Genomic DNA, 21,210 nt, shown 5'->3' on the forward strand with positions numbered 1-21,210 from the left:
GCATAAAGAAAAAGCGGGACGAATCCCGCTTTCTCTGCTTGCTATTATCGGCGTAGGCCAAGTCTTGCGATTAACTCACGGTAGCGTTGTACATCGTTCTCGCGTAGGTATTTAAGCAAGTTACGACGGCGTCCAACCATTTTGAATAGACCACGACGTGAATGGTGATCTTTCTTGTGGGTACGCAAGTGCTCGTTCAAGTTGTTGATGTCTTCTGTAAGAATGGCGATCTGAATTTCTGGAGAACCAGTATCAGTGTCATGCACTTTGTATTCATTGATCAATTCATTTTTACGTTCTTGAGTGATTGCCATGCTGTTCCACCTCCTAATCTCTGATAGCCCCTATTACCTAGCAAACGTTGGTGATTCGATGTGCCAAGCAACGGTTAGTACGTTCAGTACTTTGATATCATAGCACAGTGATTTCCTGAAATCAACTGTCCAACTTATACTTCGAAATATTGCTTTGCGGTATTTTTGTCCTGCCCGATTTGGGTTTTCAGTTCATCGATGCCGGAAAATTTCTGTTCGTCGCGTATGCGCTTATGCCATTCAACGACGACTTTTTCACCGTAAATCGACTTATCGTAATCCAGGATATGGACCTCGATGACCAGGTTTTTGACATCGGGATTGTTGAATGTCGGCTTGTAGCCGACATTGCAGACGCCGTCGAAGTAGGCGCCTTGGACTTCAATCCGTACAGCATAGACGCCGCGTTTTGGAACGAATGTCCCGAGTTCTGGTTCGACGTTCGCCGTCGGAAAGCCGATCGTCCGCCCGCGCTTGTCGCCGTTGACGACCGTCCCGGAAATCCGGTACGGCCTGCCGAGCAGATGATGCACCGGCTCAACGAAACCATCTTTCAACAGATGCCGGATTCGCGTCGAACTGACTTTTTCATTGTCCGCTTCGATTTTGCCGACAGTCGTGACATGATACCTGCCATTTCCGTATGATTCCATCAACGCCATATCCCCGCCGCCTTTATAGCCGAACGAAAAATCGAAACCTGCAACGACTTCTTTGACACCGAGGCCATCGATGAAGTGCTCGATAAATTGTTCAGGGGAAAGTTTGGCAAACTCTGAAGTGAATCGGACGATATAGCAGATGTCTACGCCCATCTCCTGCAAAATCTCCATCTTCTGGCCAAGCGGCGTGATATAGAAAACTTCTTCTTTCCGGCCGCCGAGCACGAGCGATGGATGCGGGTCGAAGGTCATAACAGCGGATTTCATTCCGCCTGCTTGCGCCTTGTCGATTGCGGTGCCGATCACTTTCTGGTGCCCGCGGTGAACGCCGTCAAAAAAGCCGATTGCCATCGACAGCGGGCCGTGTTCTTGTGCTTTCATCTCGTGAGGGTAACTCAAGTGAATGATTTTCATACTACACCTCGTCCGTTGGAGGAAATCCAAACATTTTTTCGGGTTTCATTTTGCCCGGCTTATCCGGATGCCGTTTATACAACGCTGCCGGTCTGCCTTGATAGGTGAAAACGACGAATGGTTCCGTCTTCAAGACCGGATGCTCCTCGAGAACTTGGCCGTTTTTAATGCCGAACAATAAATCCGGCGTGATTTCTTCGAAAGGAAACGCACTTAAGCCATAGGCAAGGGGCTGCAAAATAGAACCGATATCCCCATTTTGCGCAATTTCCTCCACTTCGGCAAGCGTCACACATTGTTCTTTCGAAAAACTGCCCGATTGCGTGCGCGTGAGTCGTGACATATGGGCCGGATAGCCAAGTGCTTCCCCGATCTGGACGGCAAGCGTTCGGATATAGGTGCCTTTTCCGCAACGGATGCGGATGCGGAAACGGATATGTTGTCCTTGCCAACTGTCCTCTTCATCCAATAATTCGATTGAGTCAATATGCACAGTCCGCACCGGCCGCTCCACCGTTTCGCCTTTGCGCGCATATTCATAAAGTTTTCTGCCGTTCACTTTGACGGCAGAATACATCGGCGGGATTTGTTTAATGTCACCGGTCAAGCTTTGCAGTACATCTTCAAGCTGCTCTCGTGAAATCGTTTTATCACTCGCGTCCTGTTCAACTATTGCGCCTTCTGCATCTTCCGTTTCCGTTGAAAGTCCGATCATTACTTCCGCTTCGTAGGTTTTTCCTTGATCAGTGATATACTCTGCCACTTTGGTCGATCGTCCGAGGCAAATCGGCAATACGCCGTCGACTTGGGGATCAAGTGTCCCGGTATGCCCGACTTTTTTTGTTTTCAAGATTTTCCGCAAGCGGAAAACACAATCATGCGATGTCATGCCCGGCTCTTTCCATAATGGAAGAATCCCATTTGGTTCCATATCAACAGCTCCTCTCTTCATCGGTGCTAGGCCCGAACTAAATAGTATGTAGAAAAAAGCCTGCTGTCTAAAATAGACGGGCAGGCTTTCGGTTTATTCCTCTGTTGGATCTTTGATATCCCGCAGCAATGATTCAATCCGATTGCCGTATGCGACAGACGAATCGATTTCAAACGCCAATTCAGGAGTCTTGCGCAAACGGATTCGCTGCCCGATTTCCGAGCGGATGAATCCTTTGGACTTGGCAAGGCCGAGCAAAGTTTGCTCTTTTTCCTTGTCATCGCCCAGCACGCTAATATAGACGGTTGCCTGCTGAAGGTCGCCCGTCACTTCGACATCTGTCACTGTGACAAATCCGATGCGTGGGTCTTTCAGTTTTCTGCCGATAATATCGCCGAGCTCTTTTTTCATCTGCTCAGCTACACGATTCGAGCGCATTGATGACATTTCGAATCCACTCCGTTCTTACAAATATTCTTTCTCTATTTCCATGCATTCCCACGACGGATTGCTTTCCAGGTAGCGCAGCACATGCTCCATTTCACGCTCCGCTGCTTCTTTTGACGAAGACACCGTGACGAACGCGAGGCGCGTGCGCTGCCAAACTTCCTGGTGATCAACTTCCGCCGCCGATACATTAAATTTCTGTTTTGTGCGGGTCAGCATGCTTTTGACGACTGCACGTTTATCTTTCAATGAATGCGCGGTAGGGATGAAAAATTCGCATTCCATCGAAAGGATCATTTTCGTTCGATTTCTTCCATGATGTAGGCTTCGATGATGTCGCCTTCTTTAACATCGTTGAAGTTTTTGATTGTCACGCCACATTCGTAGCCTTTTGCGACTTCTTTCGCATCATCTTTGAAGCGTTTCAACGTATCGATCTCACCTTCAAAGACAACGATGCCCTCACGGATGACGCGTACGCCGCTATCGCGGGTGATTTTGCCTTCAGTTACATAGCTACCGGCAATTGTCCCCACTTTAGACACTTTGAACGTACTGCGGATTTCCGCTTGGCCGATGATTTTCTCTTCGAACTCTGGGTCCAAGAGGCCTTTCATCGCCGCTTCGATTTCTTCGATCACTTTATAGATGATGCGGTGCAAGCGGATATCGACGCCTTCTGCATCTGCTGCGCGCTTGGCGTTGACATCCGGGCGCACGTTGAAGCCGATGATGATGGCATTTGATGCTGCCGCTAGTGATACATCGGATTCCGTGATCGCTCCGGCGCCTGTGTGGATGACTTTTACGTTGACGCCTTCTACATCGATTTTCAAGAGTGAAGCAGCCATGGCTTCTACTGTCCCTTGAACGTCAGCTTTAACGATCAAGTTCAACTCTTTCATTTCGCCTTGCTTCAATTGGTCGAACAAGTTATCCAAAGTAACGCGGTTCTTCTCAGAACGCATTTCCTGCAAGGCTGTAGCCGAACGCGCTTCCCCGATTTGACGGGCCGTTTTCTCGTCTTCAAAGACAACGAAACGATCGCCTGCTTGCGGTACATCACTCAGTCCAGTGATTTCGACAGGCGTTGACGGGCCAGCTGTTTTCACGCGGCGCCCAAGATCGTTGACCATCGCACGGACGCGTCCAAACGTATTGCCGACAACGATTGGGTCGCCGACATGCAAAGTACCATCCTGCACGAGCAAAGTCGCGACAGATCCGCGGCCTTTATCCAGCTCCGCTTCAATGACCGTACCGATTGCACGGCGGCCAGGATTCGCTTTCAATTCCCCGACTTCAGAAACTAGCAAGATCATTTCGAGAAGTGTATCAATGCCGTCTCCAGTCAATGCGGAAAGCGGTACGAAAATCGTATCGCCGCCCCATGCTTCAGGTACAAGACCGTGCTCGGTCAATTCCTGCATGACGCGGTCCGGGTTAGCGGACGGTTTATCCATTTTATTGACTGCGATGATGATTGGAACTTCTGCAGCTTTTGCATGGTTGATCGCTTCCACTGTCTGCGGCATGACGCCGTCGTCAGCAGCAACAACAATAATGGCAATATCCGTTACTTTCGCACCGCGCGCACGCATCGTCGTAAACGCTGCGTGGCCTGGTGTATCCAGGAACGTGATTTTCTTGCCGTCTTCTTCGACTTGGTATGCGCCAATATGCTGTGTGATCCCGCCTGCTTCTCCAGCTGTCACTTTCGTGTGGCGAATCGAGTCCAGCAAAGTCGTTTTCCCGTGGTCGACGTGTCCCATGATCGTGACAACAGATGGGCGTTCTTCTTTTTTGGCTTCTTCTTCAGGTTCGAAGTAGACTTCCAAATCGGTTTTATCGACCAAGATTTCTTCTTCTACTTCCACATCGTATTCTGCACAGACAAGTTCAATGGCATCTTTATCCAACTCTTGGTTGATGGTTGCCATAACACCTAGCATGAACAATTTTTTGATGATTTCTGAAGGCTCGCGTCCGAGTTTTTTCGCCAAATCGCCAACAGTCAAAGATTCACTGAATGTGATTTTTGACGGCAATTCTTTTTCTCTCTTCGGCATTGGCGGCATCGGATTCACCGGACGCTGCTGTTTGCCTTTACGGTTGCGGTTTTGCCCGCCGCGCCCCGGACCGTTCGAACGGCCGCGTTGGCCTGGTCCTGGAGCCGGTTTTGCAGCTTTTGGCGTAAAGTTGGAACCGCGCCCTGCTTGGCTCGTTCCTTGCTGCGCGGATGGCGTACGGTTCTGGCTGCCTTGTGTGCGGTTTTGTCCGCCCTGGCTGCTTTGTCCGCCTGTGCGGTTCTGGCCTTGTCCGCTTTGGGGACGGGATTGGCCGCCTTGCGTACGGGATTGGCCGCCTTGCGTACGGTTTTGGCCGCCTTGGCTGCCTTGTCCGCTTTGCCCACGGCGCTGGTTTTGGCCTTGTGGGCGGGATTGTGAACCTTGAGCACGGTTTCCTTGTGCAGGTTTTTTATAAATGCCGTCCAATTTCGTTACAGCAGTATCCTCTAATGTCGCCATGTGGTTATTGACTTTAATATTCATTTTTGACAATTCGTCGATGATGTCTTTGCTCGGTTTATTTACTTTTTTCGCGTATTCATGTACTCGAATTTTGGTCATCTGCTCACCCCCGGTTAGTTTTCGTCAAACAAGCTCGTCATTTTCTTGGCAAAACCGTTATCGGTAATCGCCAGAACGACGCGTGCTTCTTTTCCTATTGCGTGCCCAATCTCATAGCGGCTGGCGCCTATGCGCACTGGCACGTTATAGGAATTGCATTTATCGTGCAGTTTTTTTCTTGTGTTTTCAGACGCATCTTCAGCCACAATGACTAATTTTGCGTTGCCTCGGCGCACTTCGCTGATGACCAGTTCTTCACCGGTCACCAGTTTGCGCGCACGTGTGGCAAGCCCTAAAAACTGCAGGATTTTTTCTTTATTCATGATTTCAGCTGCTCTCTGCGTACGGCATGGACGAGCTCTTCGTAGATTTCGCCTGGAACTTTCACTTCAAGCTGCTTGTCCAAAACCTTCTTTTTACGTGCCAATTCGATGGCATCTTCCGATTTGGAAACATATGCGCCTCTACCTGACTTTTTGCCGGTAAGATCAACGAATACTTCTCCCTCTTTGGAACGCACGACGCGGATCATTTCCTTTTTCGGATGCATTTCACCGGTCGCGACACATTTTCTCAGCGGAATTTTCTTTTGCATAGCCAACGGATATCACCTTCTCAGCTTATTCTTCTTCGTCGTAAAAATCAAAGTCATCTGTATCATTTTCAGCATCCGACTTCACGATTACTGTGCCCTCAGGCGGATAAATCCCTAGTTCACGGGCATCCGTTTCACTCTTGATATCAATTTTCCACCCTGTCAATTTCGCCGCCAACCGCGCATTTTGCCCGCGTTTGCCGATCGCAAGAGACAATTGGTAATCAGGTACGACGACTGTCGTCGATTTATCGTCTTCACTCACTTGCACATCTAACACTTTGGATGGGCTGAGCGCATTCGCTACGAAGACGACTGGATCTTCCGACCATTCCACGATATCGATTTTCTCGCCGCCAAGTTCGTTGACGATTGTTTGCACGCGGCCGCCTCGTGATCCGACGCATGAACCAACTGGATCCACTTCTTCATCGTTTGCGTGGACAGAGATTTTCGAACGGTCTCCCGCTTCACGCGCAATCGATTTGATTTCGACGATGCCGTCATAGATTTCCGGCACTTCGTTCTCGAACAAACGGCGCAAAAGCCCTGGATGAGTCCGTGATACGAACACTTGCGGGCCACGAGTCGTGCGTTCGACTTTAGTAATGTAGACCTTGATGCGGTCATGTGGCTGGTAGCTTTCATTCGGCATTTGTTCCGTCTGCGGCAATACCGCTTCAACTTTGCCTAAACCGACATACAGGTTGCGGGCGTCCATGCGTTCAACGATACCGTTGACGATATCATCTGCACGGTCGACATACTCCTCAAAGATCAACCCGCGCTCTGCTTCGCGCACACGCTGCGTGACGACTTGTTTCGCCGTTTGGGCAGCGATTCGGCCGAAGTTGCGCGGCGTGACTTCCTCTTCCACGATGTCGCCGATTTCATAAACCGGGTTAAGTGCATGCGCATCTTCCAATGAGATTTGCAGGCGGTCATCTTCGACTTCTTCGACAACGTCTTTGCGGGAGTAGACAAGCATCGTCCCGGTATCGAGGTTCAAATCGACGCGGACGTTCTGCGCTTGGTTGAAATTGCGCTTATAGGCTGTGACAAGCGCTGCTTCGATCGCTTCGATCAGCACGTCACGTGATATACCTTTTTGTTTCTCTAACACTTCTAAAGCATCCAATAGCTCACTGCTCATAGTTATTCACTCCTAAATTCTTCTATTCAGCTTGCAGAAAAATCGATCGCCAGACGAATCATGGCAATTTTATTTCTCGGGATGCTGATGGTTTTTCTACGGGTCTTGATCTTGATCTCGATCTCCACTTGTTCTTCATCATATGACTTCAAGTAACCTTCGAATTCTTTAGCGTCTTCCACCGGCTCGTACGTTTTAATATAGATGAAGTTTTCCAACGCTTTTTCGAAATCTTTTTCTTTTTTCAACGGACGTTCTGCACCCGGTGAAGATACTTCGAGGAAATAGTTTTGCTCGATCGGATCGGTTGCATCGAGTTCTTCGCTCAAGCGTTCGCTGACGATTGCGCATTGATCGATATCAATCGGCTCCTGTGGATTGTCCACATAAACGCGCAAGAACCAGTTCTTTCCTTCTTTCACAAACTCGACATCTACCAGTTCAAGTTCCAGCTCATCGATGATCGGTTGTGCCATTGCTTCAATTTGTTCAGTAATTTTGCTCATAAAATGCCTCCTGCCAATAATATGCCATAACAAACAGAAAAGAGCGGGAGAACCCACTCTTCTGCGACAGAGCTATCAGTAAATGTTATTACAATAATACCATGCTTCCCGGCGCTCTGCAACTGACTAGAACAAGGACAGCTGATTGGCATCAGGCATTCCTTCCAGGCAGCCATGGTCATCCATGTACTCGATGATCGTTTTCGAAACGCGCCCTCGCTGCTGCAAATCTTCCTTCGACAGGAATTCGCCTTCCGCTCTTGCGGCAACGATCGATTTTGCGGCATTCGTGCCGAGTCCTGGAATAGCGTTGAACGGCGGGATCAACGTATTGCCTTCAATCAGGAATTGATCCGCAGACGATTTATACAAATCGACTTTCTGGAATGAATAGCCGCGTTCGACCATTTCAAGCGCCAGTTCCATGACCGTCAGCAAGTTCTTTTCTTTCGTTGAAGCTTCGAGTCCCCGTGAATTGATTTCGTCCACTTTGGCACGGATTGATTGAGACCCTTTTGCCATGGCGTTGACATCAAAATCTTCCGCACGAACCGTAAAGTATGCGGCGTAGTAAAGGACGGGGAAATGAACTTTGAAATAAGCGATGCGGACCGCCATCAAGACGTAAGCGGCGGCGTGCGCTTTCGGGAACATGTACTTGATCTTTTTGCATGATTCGATATACCAGTTCGGGACGGCTTTTTCTTTCATCGCCGCTTCCATCTCCGGCGTCAAGCCTTTCCCTTTTCGTACCGATTCCATGATCTTGAACGCTAGTGATGACTCGAGCCCTTGATAGATCAAGTAGACCATGATGTCATCCCGGCAGCCGATGACGTCGGACAGTTGGCAAGTGCCGTTGTGGATCAATTCCTGGGCATTGCCAAGCCAAACATCCGTGCCGTGCGACAATCCTGAAATCTGCACGAGTTCAGAGAACGTCGTCGGTTTCGTATCTTCAAGCATTTGGCGAACAAAGCGCGTCCCGAACTCGGGAATACCGAGCGTTCCGGTTTTACAGCCGATCTGCTCTTTCGTGACGCCGAGCGATTCGGGACCTGCAAAAATCTTCATCACTTCCGGGTCATCTGTCGGAATCGTCTTCGGATCGATACCGGACAGATCCTGCAACATACGGATCACTGTCGGATCATCGTGCCCGAGAATATCAAGCTTCAATAAATTATCGTGGATCGAGTGAAAGTCGAAATGGGTCGTCTTCCATTCGGAATCTTGCGCATCCGCGGGAAATTGGATCGGCGAGAAATCGTAGATGTCCATATAATCGGGCACAACGATGATACCGCCCGGGTGCTGGCCTGTGCTGCGCTTGACACCAGAACAGCCTTGCACCAAACGGTCGATCTCTGCGCCGCGCATCGTCATATCGCGGTCATTGGCGTAGCCGCGCACATATCCGTAGGCTGTTTTTTCTGCTACCGTCCCGATCGTGCCGGCCCGGAAGACATTGTCTTCACCGAACAGCACTTTCGTGTAATTATGCGCTTGCGGCTGATATTCGCCACTGAAGTTCAAATCGATATCGGGAACTTTATCGCCTTTAAACCCAAGGAAGGTTTCAAAGGGGATATCCTGTCCATCTTTCTTATACGGAATCCCGCAATCCGGGCAATCCTTGTCTTTCAAGTCAAAACCTGAACCGACAGAACCGTCATCGAAGAACTCGGATTTCTTGCATTTCCGACACACATAATGAGGCGGCAATGGGTTGACTTCCGTAATTTCCGTCAGCGTCGCGACAAGTGACGATCCGACAGACCCCCGTGAACCAACGAGATAGCCGTCATCAAGCGATTTTTTAACCAGTTTATGCGAAATCAAGTAGATGACCGCAAACCCGTGGCCGATGATCGACTTCAATTCTTTCTCGATTCGCGCCTCGACGATTTCCGGCAAGTCGTCTCCGTAAATTGAGCGTGCCATCGTATAACTGAGTTCACGGACTTCTTCATCCGCTCCTTCAATTTTTGGTGTATACAGTTCGTCTTTGATCGGTTTGACAACATCGATCATATCGGCAATCTTCAGGGAATTGTCGACTACGATTTCACGTGCCGTCTCTTCCCCAAGAAAATCGAAAGCATCGAGCATTTCATTCGTCGTCCGGAAATGAACTTTCGGCAATGTCGAACGGTTCAACGGATTCGCCCCGCCTTGTGAACCGATCAGCACTTGACGGAAGATGGCATCCGTTTCATCAAGGTAATGGACATTTCCTGTCGCGACCAGTGGCTTATCGAGCTTGCGGCTCACTTTGGCCAGCTTGCGGATGATGTCTTCTAGATTCCATTCGTCGCGAATCAATTCGCGGTCAATCAATGGCTGGTACACTTCTTTCGGATGCACTTCCAAATAATCATAGAACTGTGCGGTGCGCTCTACTTCTTCCATGGATTTCTGCATGACCGCTTCGAACACTTCGCCTTTATCGCAGCCCGAACCGACAAGCAAGCCTTTCCGGTGGCGCTGCAACAATGAGCGAGGGATGCGCGGGACGCGGTAGAAATAATTGATATGGGAAGCTGAAACGAGCTTGAACAGGTTTTTCAAGCCTTCCTGGTCTTTTGCCAAAAGCGTGCAATGCGTCGGCCGTGAGCGCTTATAGGAATCGCCTGTCCCGACGTAATCGTTCAATTGATCATGATAGAGAATGCCTTTGTCGTCCGCCTCTTTCAATAGATGCGTCAACAAATAAGCGGTCGCTTCCGTATCGTAGATGGCGCGGTGATGCTGTGTCAGTTCGATATTGAACTTTTTCGCCAGCGTGTTCAAACGGTGGTTTTTCATTTCCGGGTGAAGCATGCGGGCAAGTTCTAATGTATCAATCGTGGCATGTGTTTTATCGATACCGTATTTCTTATAGGCGACATAGAGGAAGCCCATATCGAATGAAGCATTATGCGCAACCATGATATGATCGCCTGCCCATTCATGGTATTCGCGGATAACGTCTTCGACTTCCGGTGCGTTGCGGACCATATCATCCGTAATGCCCGTCAAGTCGATCGTCGTCGCCGACAAAGGATGATGCGGATTGGCGAATCGCTCGAATTTATCGATGATATTCCCGCCCTTGATCTTGACCGCTGCCAGTTCGATGATCGTGTCATAGACAGCGGATAATCCAGTCGTCTCTAAGTCAAAGACGACGAAAGTCTCTTCCTCAAGCAACGCATGGCGTTCTTCATAGGCGATCGGGACCCCGTCATCGACTAAGTTCGCTTCTAATCCGAATATCGCTTTGATGCCATGCTTTTGGCTCGCGGCATAAGCGTCTGGAAATGCTTGGACGCCTGCGTGGTCAGTGACTGCGATTGCCGGATGGCCCCATTTTGCCGCTTGGGCGACCAATGATTCGATTGATGAAACAGCGTCCATCTGGCTCATCGGAGAATGCAAGTGCAATTCCGCGCGTTTGACTTCGGCTGTGTCTTTACGGACGGATGGATTGATTTCGACCATATCGTTCGACATCATGACAAGATCCCGGACAAATGTGTCGGTTTGGATCGAGCCTCTCGCTCTCAACCACATGCCTTTTTTCGCTTGAGCCATGAGCTCCGCGTCTTCTTTATCGCGCGAGAACATTTTGACGAGGATTGAATCCGTATAATCAGTCATCTTGACGGTCAATAGCGAACGGCCGCTGCGCAGCTCGCGGACTTCGACATCGAAAACGAAGCCTTCGATGGTGACGCGGCGTTCTTCGTCGACAATTGAACGGATCTCGACAATCGGCTCATCCGGTTTGATGGCAGAGCCCATTTGGAAAGGCCCGGATGGCGCGCCATTTTCTTTACGTTCGGTCTCGCGTTTCTTCATATCCGCGACAGCCCGCTTCGCCATCGCTTCTTCTTCGGCTTTGCGCTCTTCCATAAAGGCAGCACGCGCTTCCTGTTGGTCTTCTGCTGACAGCTGGAAGTCGATCGAAAATGCAGGAAATCCGAATTGCTGGAAAACCTGGCTTAATTTTTCGGTGTATTTGGATTTCAAAGCCATCATTTCATGTTCGTGACAGCAGTCGACGATCAATTTATTGCCGTTCCATACAGGCGCTTGTGACAATAGACGCTCTCTAAGAGGCGGTGCCATATCTGCCAATTCGTCGACGACATGCCGCCAGTATGCGGAAACTTGCTCGCCGTCAGCTTGTTGCGCGGGTGTTTCTATATGCACTTGAACGCTTGCAATCGATGAAAACTTGGCTTGCAGCCGCTCGCGGAAAATAACAAATAGTTCAAGCGGCAGCACTTGCTTGAGTTTGACAATAAAGCGCCATGCCCGGTCTTTTTTGTGGACCGTCATGCGCGTCAATTCCGCCCCTTCAAAATAGGGCATATGGACATCGTCGGTTAACTCCAGATGCTGCAGCAGCAATTTAAATCTCATTTTGGCGTCTTGCTCATTTATCATGATTATCCCCTTCGCCATTTATTTCAGAAAAAGAAAGGAAAGTACGTTTGTACTTTCCTTTTATCATATCAGATTATTATTCATTTCTTAAAGAATTCGCGTACCTTGTCTTGCATTTCATCTTTATGCCATTCAACCGTTTCGTTGGTTTCGCGGATTTTCACTTCCAGGATTCCTTCGGCGGCACGCTTGCCGACAGTGATGCGGAGTGGCAAGCCGATCAAATCTGCATCGGCGAATTTGACGCCGGCGCGCTCTTTGCGGTCATCAAGCAGCACTTCGAATCCTTGCGCTTTTAGTTGTTCATAAATTTCTTCACCGGTTTCGCGCTGCACATCGTCTTTGACGTTGACCGGCACCACGTGGATTTCATACGGTGCGACCGCAGTCGGCCAAGTGAACCCGGAATCGTCTTGGAATTGTTCAGCGACGGCCGCAACAATGCGGGAAACCCCGATTCCGTAGCAGCCCATGATATAAGGCATCGCCTTGCCTTGGTCGTTAAGGAATGTTGCTTTCATCGGTTCGCTGTAAGTCGTGCCGAGCTTGAAGATATGGCCGACTTCAATGCCTTTGGCGAATTGAATTGTGCCTTCGCCATCTGGGGATGCATCGCCTTCTTTTACAAAGCGCAAATCGCCATATGCTTCTACCGTGAAATCTTCATCAGGTGTAACATTTTTCAAATGGACACCGTCTTCATTGGCGCCAGTGACGCCGTTGACGATCGATTTGACGGCGTTGTCCGCAAATACACGAGTGCCTTCAGGCAAGCCAACCGGACCGATCGATCCAATATCGCAAGACAATAATTCACGCACGTCTTCTGGAGTCGCCATATCGACTAGTTTCGCACCTGAAATATGCTTAACTTTTACGTCATTCACTTCATGGTCGCCGCGCGACAACACAACGATGAGTTCGTCGTCAGCTTTGAACACAAGTGTCTTGATGCAGTTTTCCGGTGTTGTCTCAAGGAAATCTGCCACTTGGGCAATGGTCTTCTGATCCGGCGTTGAGACCTTTTCAACTGGGCGCGCTTGCTCATCGGATTTTGGATACTCCATATTCACCGCTGCCATTTCGATATTGGCGGCATAAGAAGAATTATCGGAATAGGCGATCGTGTCTTCCCCGATTTCTGACAGCACCATGAATTCATGGTTGTCCTTGCCACCGATTGCGCCCGAATCGGCGATGACGGCACGGAAATTCAATCCGAGGCGGCTGAAAATATTGCTGTAGGCTTGCATCATATCGTCGTAAGTTTTATCAAGGCTCTCTGTTGTTGCATGGAAGGAATAAGCATCTTTCATCAGGAATTCGCGTCCACGCAGCAAACCGAAGCGCGGGCGTTTCTCATCGCGGAACTTCGACTGGATCTGGTACAAAGTTAGCGGCAATTTCTTATAGGACTTGATTTCGTCGCGCAATAGGCTTGTGATGATTTCTTCATGAGTTGCACCTAGTGCAAACTCGCGGTCGTTGCGGTCTTTTAAACGCATCAATTCGTCGCCGTAAGAATACCAGCGCCCGGTCTCCTGCCAAAGTTCAGCTTGCTGAAGGGCAGGCATGAATACTTCTACGCTATTGATCGCTTCCATTTCCTCACGGATGATTTTCTCGACTTTGTGCAGAACGCGTTTGCCGAGCGGAAGGAATGAATAGATCCCGCTCGTATTTTGGCGAATAAATCCTGCCCGCAGCAATAATTGATGCGATTTCACTTCTGCATCAGCTGGAGTTTCCCGTAATGTCGGGATAAAGCTTAATGTTTGTCTCATATCCGAATACACCTCGACTGGTTATTGTATTTGTAAATCCCTATGTAGCAGAGAAAGGAAAGCGTTAGACGCTTCCCTTTCTCTCATTAAAAGAAGAATCGCTGAATGTCATTCCATGTGACGACAATCATCAAGAGCATTAACAGCATGATCCCGACAAAATGGACCATCCCTTCTTTTTGTTTATCGACCGGCTTGCCTCGCAATGCTTCAAGGACAAAGAACATGAGGCGCCCGCCGTCAAGCGCTGGGAGCGGAAGCAAGTTCATGATCCCTAAGTTGATGCTGAGCATGCCAGCCCAGCTCATGAGCGTAAAGATACCGTACTGAGCGACTTCTTCAGTCGTTTTGTAGATGCCGACAGGGCCGGACAGGGCATCGATGGTGAATTGGCCTGTCACAAGCATGCCGAGCAAGCGGAATATCTCTTTGAACCAAAACACTGTTTGTTCAGCCCCATACGCGAATGAACCGAAAAAGTCTTTTTCCACCGGGCTTTGGTACAAGACGCCGATGACGCCGACTTCTTCTGCAGCTTGCTCGGACAATTCAGGCGTGATCGTAAAATTCAAAGGCTCGCCATCACGCTCGACTTGAAAATCAAGCGCTGTCCCTGCACTGTCTTGTACGGACTCCACCAACTCGTCCCACGTGCTGATCGATTGGCCTTCGATTTCCGTCACCAAGTCGCCATCTTGCATGCCTGCCTGTTCAGCCGGGCTGTCTTCTGTCACTTCGGAAATCACCGGCTCGAAAGTCGGAACTCCCTGCAGCATGCCGATGGCCGTGAAGATGAAGAATGCCAGGATAAAGTTGAAGAACGGTCCTGCGAAAATCGTCATGAAGCGGTTCGGCAAATTTTTCGCATCGAATGTGCGGTCATAAGGCGCCAAGATCGTTTCACGGCCGTTTTCTTCCACTACCGCATCACGGGCAACTTTGATATTCACCAATTGCTCGTCTTCGTCGTATCCTTTGATGAAAAGGTCTTTTTCGAGGTCTGCTTGTTCTACTTCCAGAAACAGGATATCAGGATAGACATGCTTTTGGTTAAGGATGACTTTTTTAGCCTGTCCTTTTTCATCCAACAGCAATCCGATGCGATGGCCTGCCTGCAGATGGATGGCGTCCATTTCTTCGCCCGCCATGCGGACATATCCGCCAATTGGAAGCAATCTAATCGTATACAGCGTCTCGCCTCGTGTAATGCCTAAAATCTTAGGGCCCATGCCGATAGCGAATTCACGAACGAGAATTCCGGCCCGCTTAGCGAACAGGAAATGGCCCAGCTCGTGGAAAAACACTAATGCGCCGAAAATGATGATGAACGCTAATACTGTTTCCATATTGAACCCATCCTTAATAAACCTAATTCGGTTTTAATCTGTCGCTATTTTAGCATGTTTTCCACAGTTTTTCTCGTTTCAGAATCTGCCGCAAGGATCGTTTCGAGATCCGGCGAAGCAATCGTCTGATGGGCAAGCATAGCCCGTTCGATGAATTCCTCGATTTGCAAAAATCCGATTTGTCGGTTCAAGAACATCGCGACAGCCTGCTCATTGGCGGCATTCAAGACAGTCGTCATTGTGCCGCCTTCCCGCCCGGCATCAAATGCCAGCTTCAAAGCACGGAAGCGTTCATAATCCATCGCCCTGAAATTCAGCTGCGCGATTTCCGCCAGGTCCAGCCGTTTGGCAGTTGGTCGCGGCAGGCGGTCTGGATAAGACAATGCGTATTGGATCGGCACTCTCATATCAGGCGTCCCTAGCTGCGCCATGACGCTCGTATCCTGGAACTCGACCAGAGAATGGATGATGCTCTCACGATGCAATAGCACATCGATATCATCATAGGCAAAATCGAACAACACATGTGCTTCGATCACTTCCAGACCTTTATTCAACATCGTTGCGGAATCGATCGTAATCTTGGATCCCATCGACCAATTCGGGTGATTGAGCGCATCTTCCACTGTAACATCCGCAAGTTCATCGCGCGTCTTGTCACGGAAGCTGCCACCTGAAGCTGTCAAGATTAACCGGCTTGCCTGCTCGAGCTTTTCTCCATTGAGCGCTTGGAACAAAGCTGAATGTTCACTGTCCACCGGCAAGATATCGGCACCGTACTTTTTGGCGCTTTGCATGACGAGATGACCCGCTGTCACAAGCGTTTCTTTGTTGGCGATGGCAATTGTCCGGCCGAGCTTGATCGCTTCTAAAGTCGGCTCGAGCCCGACGCTGCCGATCACTGCATTGACCAAAACATCCGCTTCATATGTCGAAGCATCAATCAGGCCTCTATTGCCATGGACGAATAGAATGCCTTTAAATTCCTTCTGCAGCTGCTGTGCATCTTCGGCAAGCTGGACGCAGACGATTTCTGGCTGAAATTCTTGAATGAGCTCGCGTGTTTTTTCCATGTTTTTACCGGCAGATAATCCGACCAGTGAAAATTCTTCGGGATGTTCCCGGATGATATCCGCTGTCTGGATGCCGATCGAGCCAGTCGCGCCGAGCAATATGATTTTTTTCATCTATAAAACAATCCTCTCTTAAATAAAATGCAGAAAGTGCAATAACGGCATGACAAAAAGAATGCTGTCAAAGCGGTCTAAAATGCCCCCATGCCCAGGCAGCATCTTCCCGGAATCCTTGACATTGAAATGGCGTTTCAATGCCGATTCCACCAGATCGCCCAATTGGCCGAAAATCGAAGCGACAATCGCAACGATGATGACCAATAGCAATGGCTGTTCCATGCCAGCAAAATAGGCGAAGATCAAGGCGATGCCGAGAGCCCATATAATGCCGCCGACAAATCCTTCAATGGTCTTATTCGGCGAAATTTCGGGCCACAGTTTGCGTTTTCCGATTTTGCGTCCTGTGAAATAAGCGCCGGAATCGGTGAACCAGACGACAAGCAAGGCAAAAATCAATACTGCAAGTCCCGATTCCCGTGTTTCGATTAAGTAATAGAACCCGAGGCCCACATAAAGCGTGCCAAGGATTGCGAATGCGGCATCGTCAAAGGTAAAGCTGTTTTTGACGACGACCGTATGTATTAACAGTAAGATGACCGCCATGAAGACGAACTCCACTTTCAAATAACCAGTCCATTCGTACACTTGCTGTGACCAATCACCAGGCAGCATGAATGCATACAAGGCCACAAGAGAAATAAGGCCGGGCACACTCATGAGGCTCCGGCCTTTCATTTTAAGCAATTCCTGAAAACCGATTGTTGCAAGAACGTATACCAAAAGAATAAACGGAATCCCGCCGATAATGACAAATGGAATAAATAGAGCCGCCGCTACGGCTCCCGTAATAATGCGTTGCTTCAATTTGCTTCTTCCCCCTTCAAGCCACCATAACGCCGATTTCGTTTCTGATAAACCTCAAATGCTTCAAGCAAGCAGTCTTCCCCGAAATCCGGCCATAAAGTGTCGGTAAACCAAAATTCCGTATAAGCCAATTGCCATAGCATGAAATTGCTCAAACGAACCTCCCCGCTCGTTCGGATCAATAGATCAGGCTCCGGCAAACCGCTCGTCATGAGGCGGCTCGTGATCATGTCTTCTGAAATCTCGGATGGATCCAGTTCACCTGACTGCACCAAAGCGGCCAAGTTCTTCACAGCGTCAACGATTTCCGCGCGGCTGCCGTAATTCAAAGCAAAGTTCAACACCAATCCATCGTTGTGCTTGGTGGCCTCTTTCGCTCTTTGAATCGCCTGGATCGTATGGGCAGGCAGATCATCCACATAGCCCATCATTTCCACACGGACGTTTTCTTCGATCAGCTCCGGCAAAAAACTCGATAGGAACTCTTCGGGCAAACGCATCAGGAAGTCGACTTCCATTTTGGGCCGTTTCCAGTTTTCCGTCGAAAATGCATATAACGTCAACACGTCGACGCCAAGATGGCTCGCGAGCTTCGTTATTTTGCGGACCGTCTTCATTCCTTCGTGATGGCCAGCGACTCTCGGCATGGAACGCTTTTTCGCCCAGCGCCCGTTGCCGTCCATGATAATTGCCACATGGGAAGGTACGCCTGCGCCGGCTACGGCCATGGCACGCTCCCCATATTCCACCACTACCGGCTCTATATTTCTCTTTAATAGTTTATTGAACATAATTAATCCTCCACTTGTAACCAATCGGAATGTCTATTGCTTATCATATCAAAAAAATGCGCGTTGTGCGTGAACTTTCAAAGCACTTCCGAAATTTTGGCATGAAAAAAGCGTCCTGTTATACAGGACGCCCGGGAACAGATGAAGTTCGCTTAAACTGCCATGATCTCAGTTTCTTTGTCTTTAACCATGTCGTCGATTTTAGCGATATGAGTGTTTGTCATATCTTGCACATCATCCGAGTAGCCGCGCAAATCATCAGTTGTAATTTCGCTCTTTTTCTCAAGCTTTTTCAAATCGTCATTGGCATCGCGGCGAATATTACGGATGACGACTTTTGCATCTTCGCCTTCTTTTTTCACTTGCTTGACCAAATCTTTGCGGCGCTCCTCTGTAAGAGCAGGAACGGCAAGACGGATGACGTTGCCGTCATTCGAAGGGCTGAGTCCAAGATCCGATTTCAGGATCGCTTTTTCGATTTCCGGCAATACGGTCTTATCGTAAGGCTGGATCATGATCAAACGCGCTTCCGGGACCGAAATGCCGGCTACTTGGTTGATCGGTGTAGGGGCACCGTAGTACTCGACCGTAATTTTATCAAGCAAAGACGGTGTTGCGCGCCCCGCACGGATAGAAGCCAAATCACGCGAAAAAGCTTGGATGGCATTGCTCATTTTCGTTTTTGTATCGTTCATGATTGTTTTCGGCATTATAATGTTCTCCTCACTACTGTCCCGATCTTTTCACCAAGAACAGCTCGTTTTATGTTTCCTTTTTCCATTATAGAGAATACTACGAGTGGAATATCATTGTCCATACATAATGTGGAAGCTGTCGAATCCATCACTTGAAGCCCTTGCTGAATAACATCGAAGTACGATAGTTCATCGTATTTGACGGCTTCAATATCGGTTTTTGGATCAGCAGAATAAACGCCGTCCACGTTGTTTTTCGCCATCAAGATGACATCTGCTTCAATTTCTGCAGCTCGCAACGCAGCTGTCGTATCTGTTGAGAAGTAAGGATTTCCGGTTCCAGCCGAGAAAATGACGACACGTTTTTTCTCGAGGTGGCGGATCGCTCTTCTGCGGATATACGGTTCTGCGACTTGGCGCATTTCAATTGAAGACAATACGCGTGTTTCCACGTCTTGCTTCTCGAGCGAATCCTGCAAGGCCAGTGAGTTCATGACAGTTGCCAGCATCCCCATATAGTCGGCAGTCGCACGGTCCATGCCCATTTCCGAACCGACTTTTCCGCGCCAGATGTTTCCTCCGCCAACCACTACCGCTACTTCTACGCCAAGGTCTACGATTTCCTTCACTTGCGCTGCGACAGATTTGATGATTTCAGGGGAAAGACCGAAACCTTGTCCGCCTGCCATCGCTTCTCCACTTAATTTCAGTACAATGCGTTTGTATTTTGGAACACTCATCGGTACCCTCCGTTACACGTTTATTGAAAAACAGGGAACACAACATTGTGCTCCCCGGGTAATTCTTATGAAAATTGGATTATTTTTTGTTGACTTGGCTCATAACTTCGTCAGCGAAGTTGTCTTCGCGTTTTTCGATGCCTTCGCCCACTTCGTAACGGATAAACTCTGCTACAGTACCGCCAACAGATGCTGCGAATTCACGGACTTTCTGATCAGAGTTTTTAACGAATGCTTGGTCAAGCAAGCAGATGTCTTCGAAGTATTTACCAAGACGGCCTTCAACCATTTTTTCAACGATTTTTTCCGGCTTGCCTTCGTTCAATGCTTGCTCAGTCAATACTTTGCGCTCGCGTTCTACTTCATCAGCAGACACTTCGTCGCGTGAAATATATTTCGGGTTAAGTGCAGCGATGTGCATTGCGATATCGCGTGCAGCTTGTGAATCGGAAGAACCTTCCAATACAACTAGAACGCCAATGCGGCCGCCCATGTGCAAGTAAGGGCCGAAAGAGTCGTTGTCTGATTTAGTGCGGATCTCGAAGCGGCGCAAAGTGATTTTCTCACCAATTTTAGCGATTGCGTTCGAGATGTGGTCCGCTACTGACAAGCCGTTTGACATAGTAGAAGCATTTGCTTCGTCGATTGTCGCCGGTTTAGTTGCAAGCAAGTGCTCGCCGATTTCTTTGACCAAAGTTTGGAAGCCTTCGTTTTTTGCTACGAAATCCGTTTCAGCGTTAACTTCGTAAATGACTGCTTCGTTGCCTTCTTCAAGAATCGAAGTGATCCCTTCAGCAGCAATACGGTCTGCTTTTTTAGAAGCGCTTGACAATCCTTTTTCGCGAAGGAAATCTAGAGCTGCATCGATGTCACCATCTGTTTGTACCAATGCTTTTTTGCAATCCATCATACCTGCGCCTGTTTTTTCGCGCAATTCTTTAACCATTTGAGCTGTAACTGCCATGATTAAATTCCTCCTTCAACTTGTCTGTGTTTTCTCAAAAAAAGGTGATAAGTGGGGTTGGCCGCTTATCACCTGTAAACATTGCGAATTACTCAGCAGTTTCCGCTGATGCTTCTTCGTCTTCTTCAGGCTTAGACTCAAGAAGAGCGTCAGCCATTTTGCCAGTCAATAGTTTGACCGCACGGATAGCATCATCGTTTGCAGGGATTACGTAATCGATTTCGTCCGGGTCGCAGTTTGTATCAACGATACCTACGATTGGAATGTTCAATTTCATAGCTTCTGCTACTGCGATGCGTTCTTTACGAGGGTCTACGACGAACATTACGTCTGGAAGACCGTTCATGTCACGGATACCGCCTAGGAATTTTTCCAAGCGTTCGTGTTGTTTTTTCAATTGAACTACTTCTTTTTTCGGAAGGACATCAAAAGTGCCGTCTTCTTCCATGCGCTCGATCTGTTTCATGCGGTTAACACGTTTTTGGATCGTGCCGAAGTTAGTCAAAGTACCACCCAACCAACGTTGGTTGATGTAGTAGTTGCCAGAACGTTCTGCTTCTTCTTTGATCGCGTCCTGAGCTTGTTTTTTTGTTCCTACGAACAAGACTTTACCGCCTTCTTCGCCCACTTGCTTCATGAAGTTATAAGCTTCCTCAAGTTTGCGGACCGTCTTTTGAAGGTCGATGATGTAGATGCCGTTACGTTCCACGAAGATGTATTTTTTCATTTTCGGGTTCCAACGACGAGTCTGGTGGCCAAAGTGAACACCAGCTTCGAGCAATTGTTTCATTGAAATTACTGCCATGA

At 48.7% G+C, this 21,210-nt stretch carries 20 protein-coding genes; all 20 read right to left on the minus strand.

Features of this window, described 5'->3' with window-relative positions; translation table 11 throughout:
- Positions 1 to 44: 44 nt before the first annotated feature.
- The 20 genes from rpsO to rpsB all read right to left on the minus strand — a co-directional run bounded on the left by rpsO (position 45) and on the right by rpsB (position 21,208).
- Entirely contained in the window at positions 45 to 314 is a 270-nt protein-coding gene (gene rpsO / locus AUC31_RS08380) for a 30S ribosomal protein S15 (protein WP_058380477.1), read from the minus strand.
- Between the two features lie 134 nt (positions 315 to 448).
- Positions 449 to 1,390, minus strand: coding sequence for a riboflavin biosynthesis protein RibF (gene ribF, locus AUC31_RS08385; RefSeq protein ID WP_058380476.1), 942 nt, complete (start codon positions 1,388 to 1,390; stop codon positions 449 to 451).
- Position 1,391: 1 nt separating this feature from the next.
- Positions 1,392 to 2,321 (minus strand): tRNA pseudouridine(55) synthase TruB, encoded by a 930-nt coding sequence (gene truB, locus AUC31_RS08390; RefSeq protein ID WP_058380475.1) that lies wholly within the window; start codon positions 2,319 to 2,321, stop codon positions 1,392 to 1,394.
- 93 nt (positions 2,322 to 2,414) lie between these two features.
- Positions 2,415 to 2,768: a 30S ribosome-binding factor RbfA gene (gene rbfA / locus AUC31_RS08395; protein WP_058380474.1), complete on the minus strand. Its 354-nt coding sequence runs from the start codon at positions 2,766 to 2,768 to the stop codon at positions 2,415 to 2,417.
- Positions 2,769 to 2,786: 18 nt separating this feature from the next.
- Positions 2,787 to 3,065 (minus strand): DUF503 domain-containing protein, encoded by a 279-nt coding sequence (locus AUC31_RS08400; RefSeq protein ID WP_058380473.1) that lies wholly within the window; start codon positions 3,063 to 3,065, stop codon positions 2,787 to 2,789.
- The gene (gene infB / locus AUC31_RS08405) at positions 3,062 to 5,398 is read right to left on the minus strand and encodes a translation initiation factor IF-2 (protein ID WP_058380472.1); all 2,337 of its coding nucleotides are present in this window, start codon (positions 5,396 to 5,398) and stop codon (positions 3,062 to 3,064) included. The genes AUC31_RS08400 and infB overlap by 4 nt, the downstream gene beginning before the upstream one ends.
- A gap of 14 nt (positions 5,399 to 5,412) precedes the next feature.
- Positions 5,413 to 5,721, minus strand: a complete 309-nt coding sequence (locus AUC31_RS08410; RefSeq protein ID WP_058380471.1) for a YlxQ family RNA-binding protein — start codon at positions 5,719 to 5,721, stop codon at positions 5,413 to 5,415.
- On the minus strand, positions 5,718 to 5,999 hold the full coding sequence (gene rnpM, locus AUC31_RS08415) for an RNase P modulator RnpM (protein ID WP_058380470.1): 282 nt from the start codon (positions 5,997 to 5,999) through the stop codon (positions 5,718 to 5,720). Before rnpM ends, AUC31_RS08410 begins: the two co-directional genes overlap by 4 nt.
- A 19-nt stretch (positions 6,000 to 6,018) precedes the next feature.
- Positions 6,019 to 7,146: a transcription termination factor NusA gene (gene nusA, locus AUC31_RS08420; protein ID WP_058380469.1), complete on the minus strand. Its 1,128-nt coding sequence runs from the start codon at positions 7,144 to 7,146 to the stop codon at positions 6,019 to 6,021.
- A 26-nt stretch (positions 7,147 to 7,172) separates the two neighbouring features.
- Positions 7,173 to 7,652 (minus strand): ribosome maturation factor RimP, encoded by a 480-nt coding sequence (rimP, locus tag AUC31_RS08425; protein ID WP_058380468.1) that lies wholly within the window; start codon positions 7,650 to 7,652, stop codon positions 7,173 to 7,175.
- Positions 7,653 to 7,778: 126 nt separating this feature from the next.
- Positions 7,779 to 12,086 (minus strand): PolC-type DNA polymerase III, encoded by a 4,308-nt coding sequence (locus AUC31_RS08430; RefSeq protein WP_058380467.1) that lies wholly within the window; start codon positions 12,084 to 12,086, stop codon positions 7,779 to 7,781.
- An 80-nt stretch (positions 12,087 to 12,166) separates the two neighbouring features.
- Positions 12,167 to 13,870, minus strand: a complete 1,704-nt coding sequence (locus tag AUC31_RS08435; protein WP_058380466.1) for a proline--tRNA ligase — start codon at positions 13,868 to 13,870, stop codon at positions 12,167 to 12,169.
- An 86-nt stretch (positions 13,871 to 13,956) separates the two neighbouring features.
- Positions 13,957 to 15,216, minus strand: coding sequence for an RIP metalloprotease RseP (gene rseP / locus AUC31_RS08440; protein WP_058380465.1), 1,260 nt, complete (start codon positions 15,214 to 15,216; stop codon positions 13,957 to 13,959).
- Positions 15,217 to 15,260: 44 nt separating this feature from the next.
- Positions 15,261 to 16,403 carry a 1-deoxy-D-xylulose-5-phosphate reductoisomerase gene (gene dxr / locus AUC31_RS08445; protein WP_058380464.1) on the minus strand — a complete coding sequence of 381 codons (1,143 nt, stop codon included), beginning with the start codon at positions 16,401 to 16,403 and terminating at the stop codon, positions 15,261 to 15,263.
- 18 nt (positions 16,404 to 16,421) lie between these two features.
- Positions 16,422 to 17,213: a phosphatidate cytidylyltransferase gene (locus AUC31_RS08450; protein WP_058380463.1), complete on the minus strand. Its 792-nt coding sequence runs from the start codon at positions 17,211 to 17,213 to the stop codon at positions 16,422 to 16,424.
- Positions 17,210 to 18,004: an undecaprenyl pyrophosphate synthase gene (locus AUC31_RS08455; RefSeq protein ID WP_058380462.1), complete on the minus strand. Its 795-nt coding sequence runs from the start codon at positions 18,002 to 18,004 to the stop codon at positions 17,210 to 17,212. The genes AUC31_RS08450 and AUC31_RS08455 overlap by 4 nt, the downstream gene beginning before the upstream one ends.
- Before the next feature lie 152 nt (positions 18,005 to 18,156).
- Positions 18,157 to 18,714, minus strand: a complete 558-nt coding sequence (frr, locus tag AUC31_RS08460; RefSeq protein WP_058380461.1) for a ribosome recycling factor — start codon at positions 18,712 to 18,714, stop codon at positions 18,157 to 18,159.
- Complete coding sequence (pyrH, locus tag AUC31_RS08465; protein ID WP_058380460.1) at positions 18,714 to 19,439, minus strand: UMP kinase; 726 nt, start codon at positions 19,437 to 19,439, stop codon at positions 18,714 to 18,716. The genes frr and pyrH overlap by 1 nt, the downstream gene beginning before the upstream one ends.
- Before the next feature lie 79 nt (positions 19,440 to 19,518).
- Positions 19,519 to 20,403, minus strand: a complete 885-nt coding sequence (gene tsf / locus AUC31_RS08470; RefSeq protein ID WP_058380459.1) for a translation elongation factor Ts — start codon at positions 20,401 to 20,403, stop codon at positions 19,519 to 19,521.
- Positions 20,404 to 20,491: 88 nt separating this feature from the next.
- Positions 20,492 to 21,208, minus strand: a complete 717-nt coding sequence (rpsB, locus tag AUC31_RS08475; RefSeq protein WP_058380458.1) for a 30S ribosomal protein S2 — start codon at positions 21,206 to 21,208, stop codon at positions 20,492 to 20,494.
- Positions 21,209 to 21,210: the final 2 nt, after the last annotated feature.

Origin of the sequence: Planococcus rifietoensis (assembly GCF_001465795.2) — a bacterium.
GTDB classification, from domain to species: domain Bacteria; phylum Bacillota; class Bacilli; order Bacillales_A; family Planococcaceae; genus Planococcus; species Planococcus rifietoensis.

Bases quoted from the DNA above. Each gene is read 5' to 3' on its own strand.
- rpsO (WP_058380477.1), bottom strand. From the start codon at position 314: ATGGCAATCACTCAAGAACGTAAAAATGAATTGATCAATGAATACAAA.
- ribF (WP_058380476.1), bottom strand. From the start codon at position 1,390: ATGAAAATCATTCACTTGAGTTACCCTCACGAGATGAAAGCACAAGAA.
- truB (WP_058380475.1), bottom strand. From the start codon at position 2,321: ATGGAACCAAATGGGATTCTTCCATTATGGAAAGAGCCGGGCATGACA.
- rbfA (WP_058380474.1), bottom strand. From the start codon at position 2,768: ATGTCATCAATGCGCTCGAATCGTGTAGCTGAGCAGATGAAAAAAGAG.
- AUC31_RS08400 (WP_058380473.1), bottom strand. From the start codon at position 3,065: ATGATCCTTTCGATGGAATGCGAATTTTTCATCCCTACCGCGCATTCA.
- infB (WP_058380472.1), bottom strand. From the start codon at position 5,398: ATGACCAAAATTCGAGTACATGAATACGCGAAAAAAGTAAATAAACCG.
- AUC31_RS08410 (WP_058380471.1), bottom strand. From the start codon at position 5,721: ATGAATAAAGAAAAAATCCTGCAGTTTTTAGGGCTTGCCACACGTGCG.
- nusA (WP_058380469.1), bottom strand. From the start codon at position 7,146: ATGAGCAGTGAGCTATTGGATGCTTTAGAAGTGTTAGAGAAACAAAAA.
- rimP (WP_058380468.1), bottom strand. From the start codon at position 7,652: ATGAGCAAAATTACTGAACAAATTGAAGCAATGGCACAACCGATCATC.
- AUC31_RS08430 (WP_058380467.1), bottom strand. From the start codon at position 12,086: ATGATAAATGAGCAAGACGCCAAAATGAGATTTAAATTGCTGCTGCAG.
- AUC31_RS08435 (WP_058380466.1), bottom strand. From the start codon at position 13,870: ATGAGACAAACATTAAGCTTTATCCCGACATTACGGGAAACTCCAGCT.
- rseP (WP_058380465.1), bottom strand. From the start codon at position 15,216: ATGGAAACAGTATTAGCGTTCATCATCATTTTCGGCGCATTAGTGTTT.
- dxr (WP_058380464.1), bottom strand. From the start codon at position 16,403: ATGAAAAAAATCATATTGCTCGGCGCGACTGGCTCGATCGGCATCCAG.
- AUC31_RS08455 (WP_058380462.1), bottom strand. From the start codon at position 18,004: ATGTTCAATAAACTATTAAAGAGAAATATAGAGCCGGTAGTGGTGGAA.
- frr (WP_058380461.1), bottom strand. From the start codon at position 18,714: ATGCCGAAAACAATCATGAACGATACAAAAACGAAAATGAGCAATGCC.
- pyrH (WP_058380460.1), bottom strand. From the start codon at position 19,439: ATGAGTGTTCCAAAATACAAACGCATTGTACTGAAATTAAGTGGAGAA.
- tsf (WP_058380459.1), bottom strand. From the start codon at position 20,403: ATGGCAGTTACAGCTCAAATGGTTAAAGAATTGCGCGAAAAAACAGGC.
- rpsB (WP_058380458.1), bottom strand. From the start codon at position 21,208: ATGGCAGTAATTTCAATGAAACAATTGCTCGAAGCTGGTGTTCACTTT.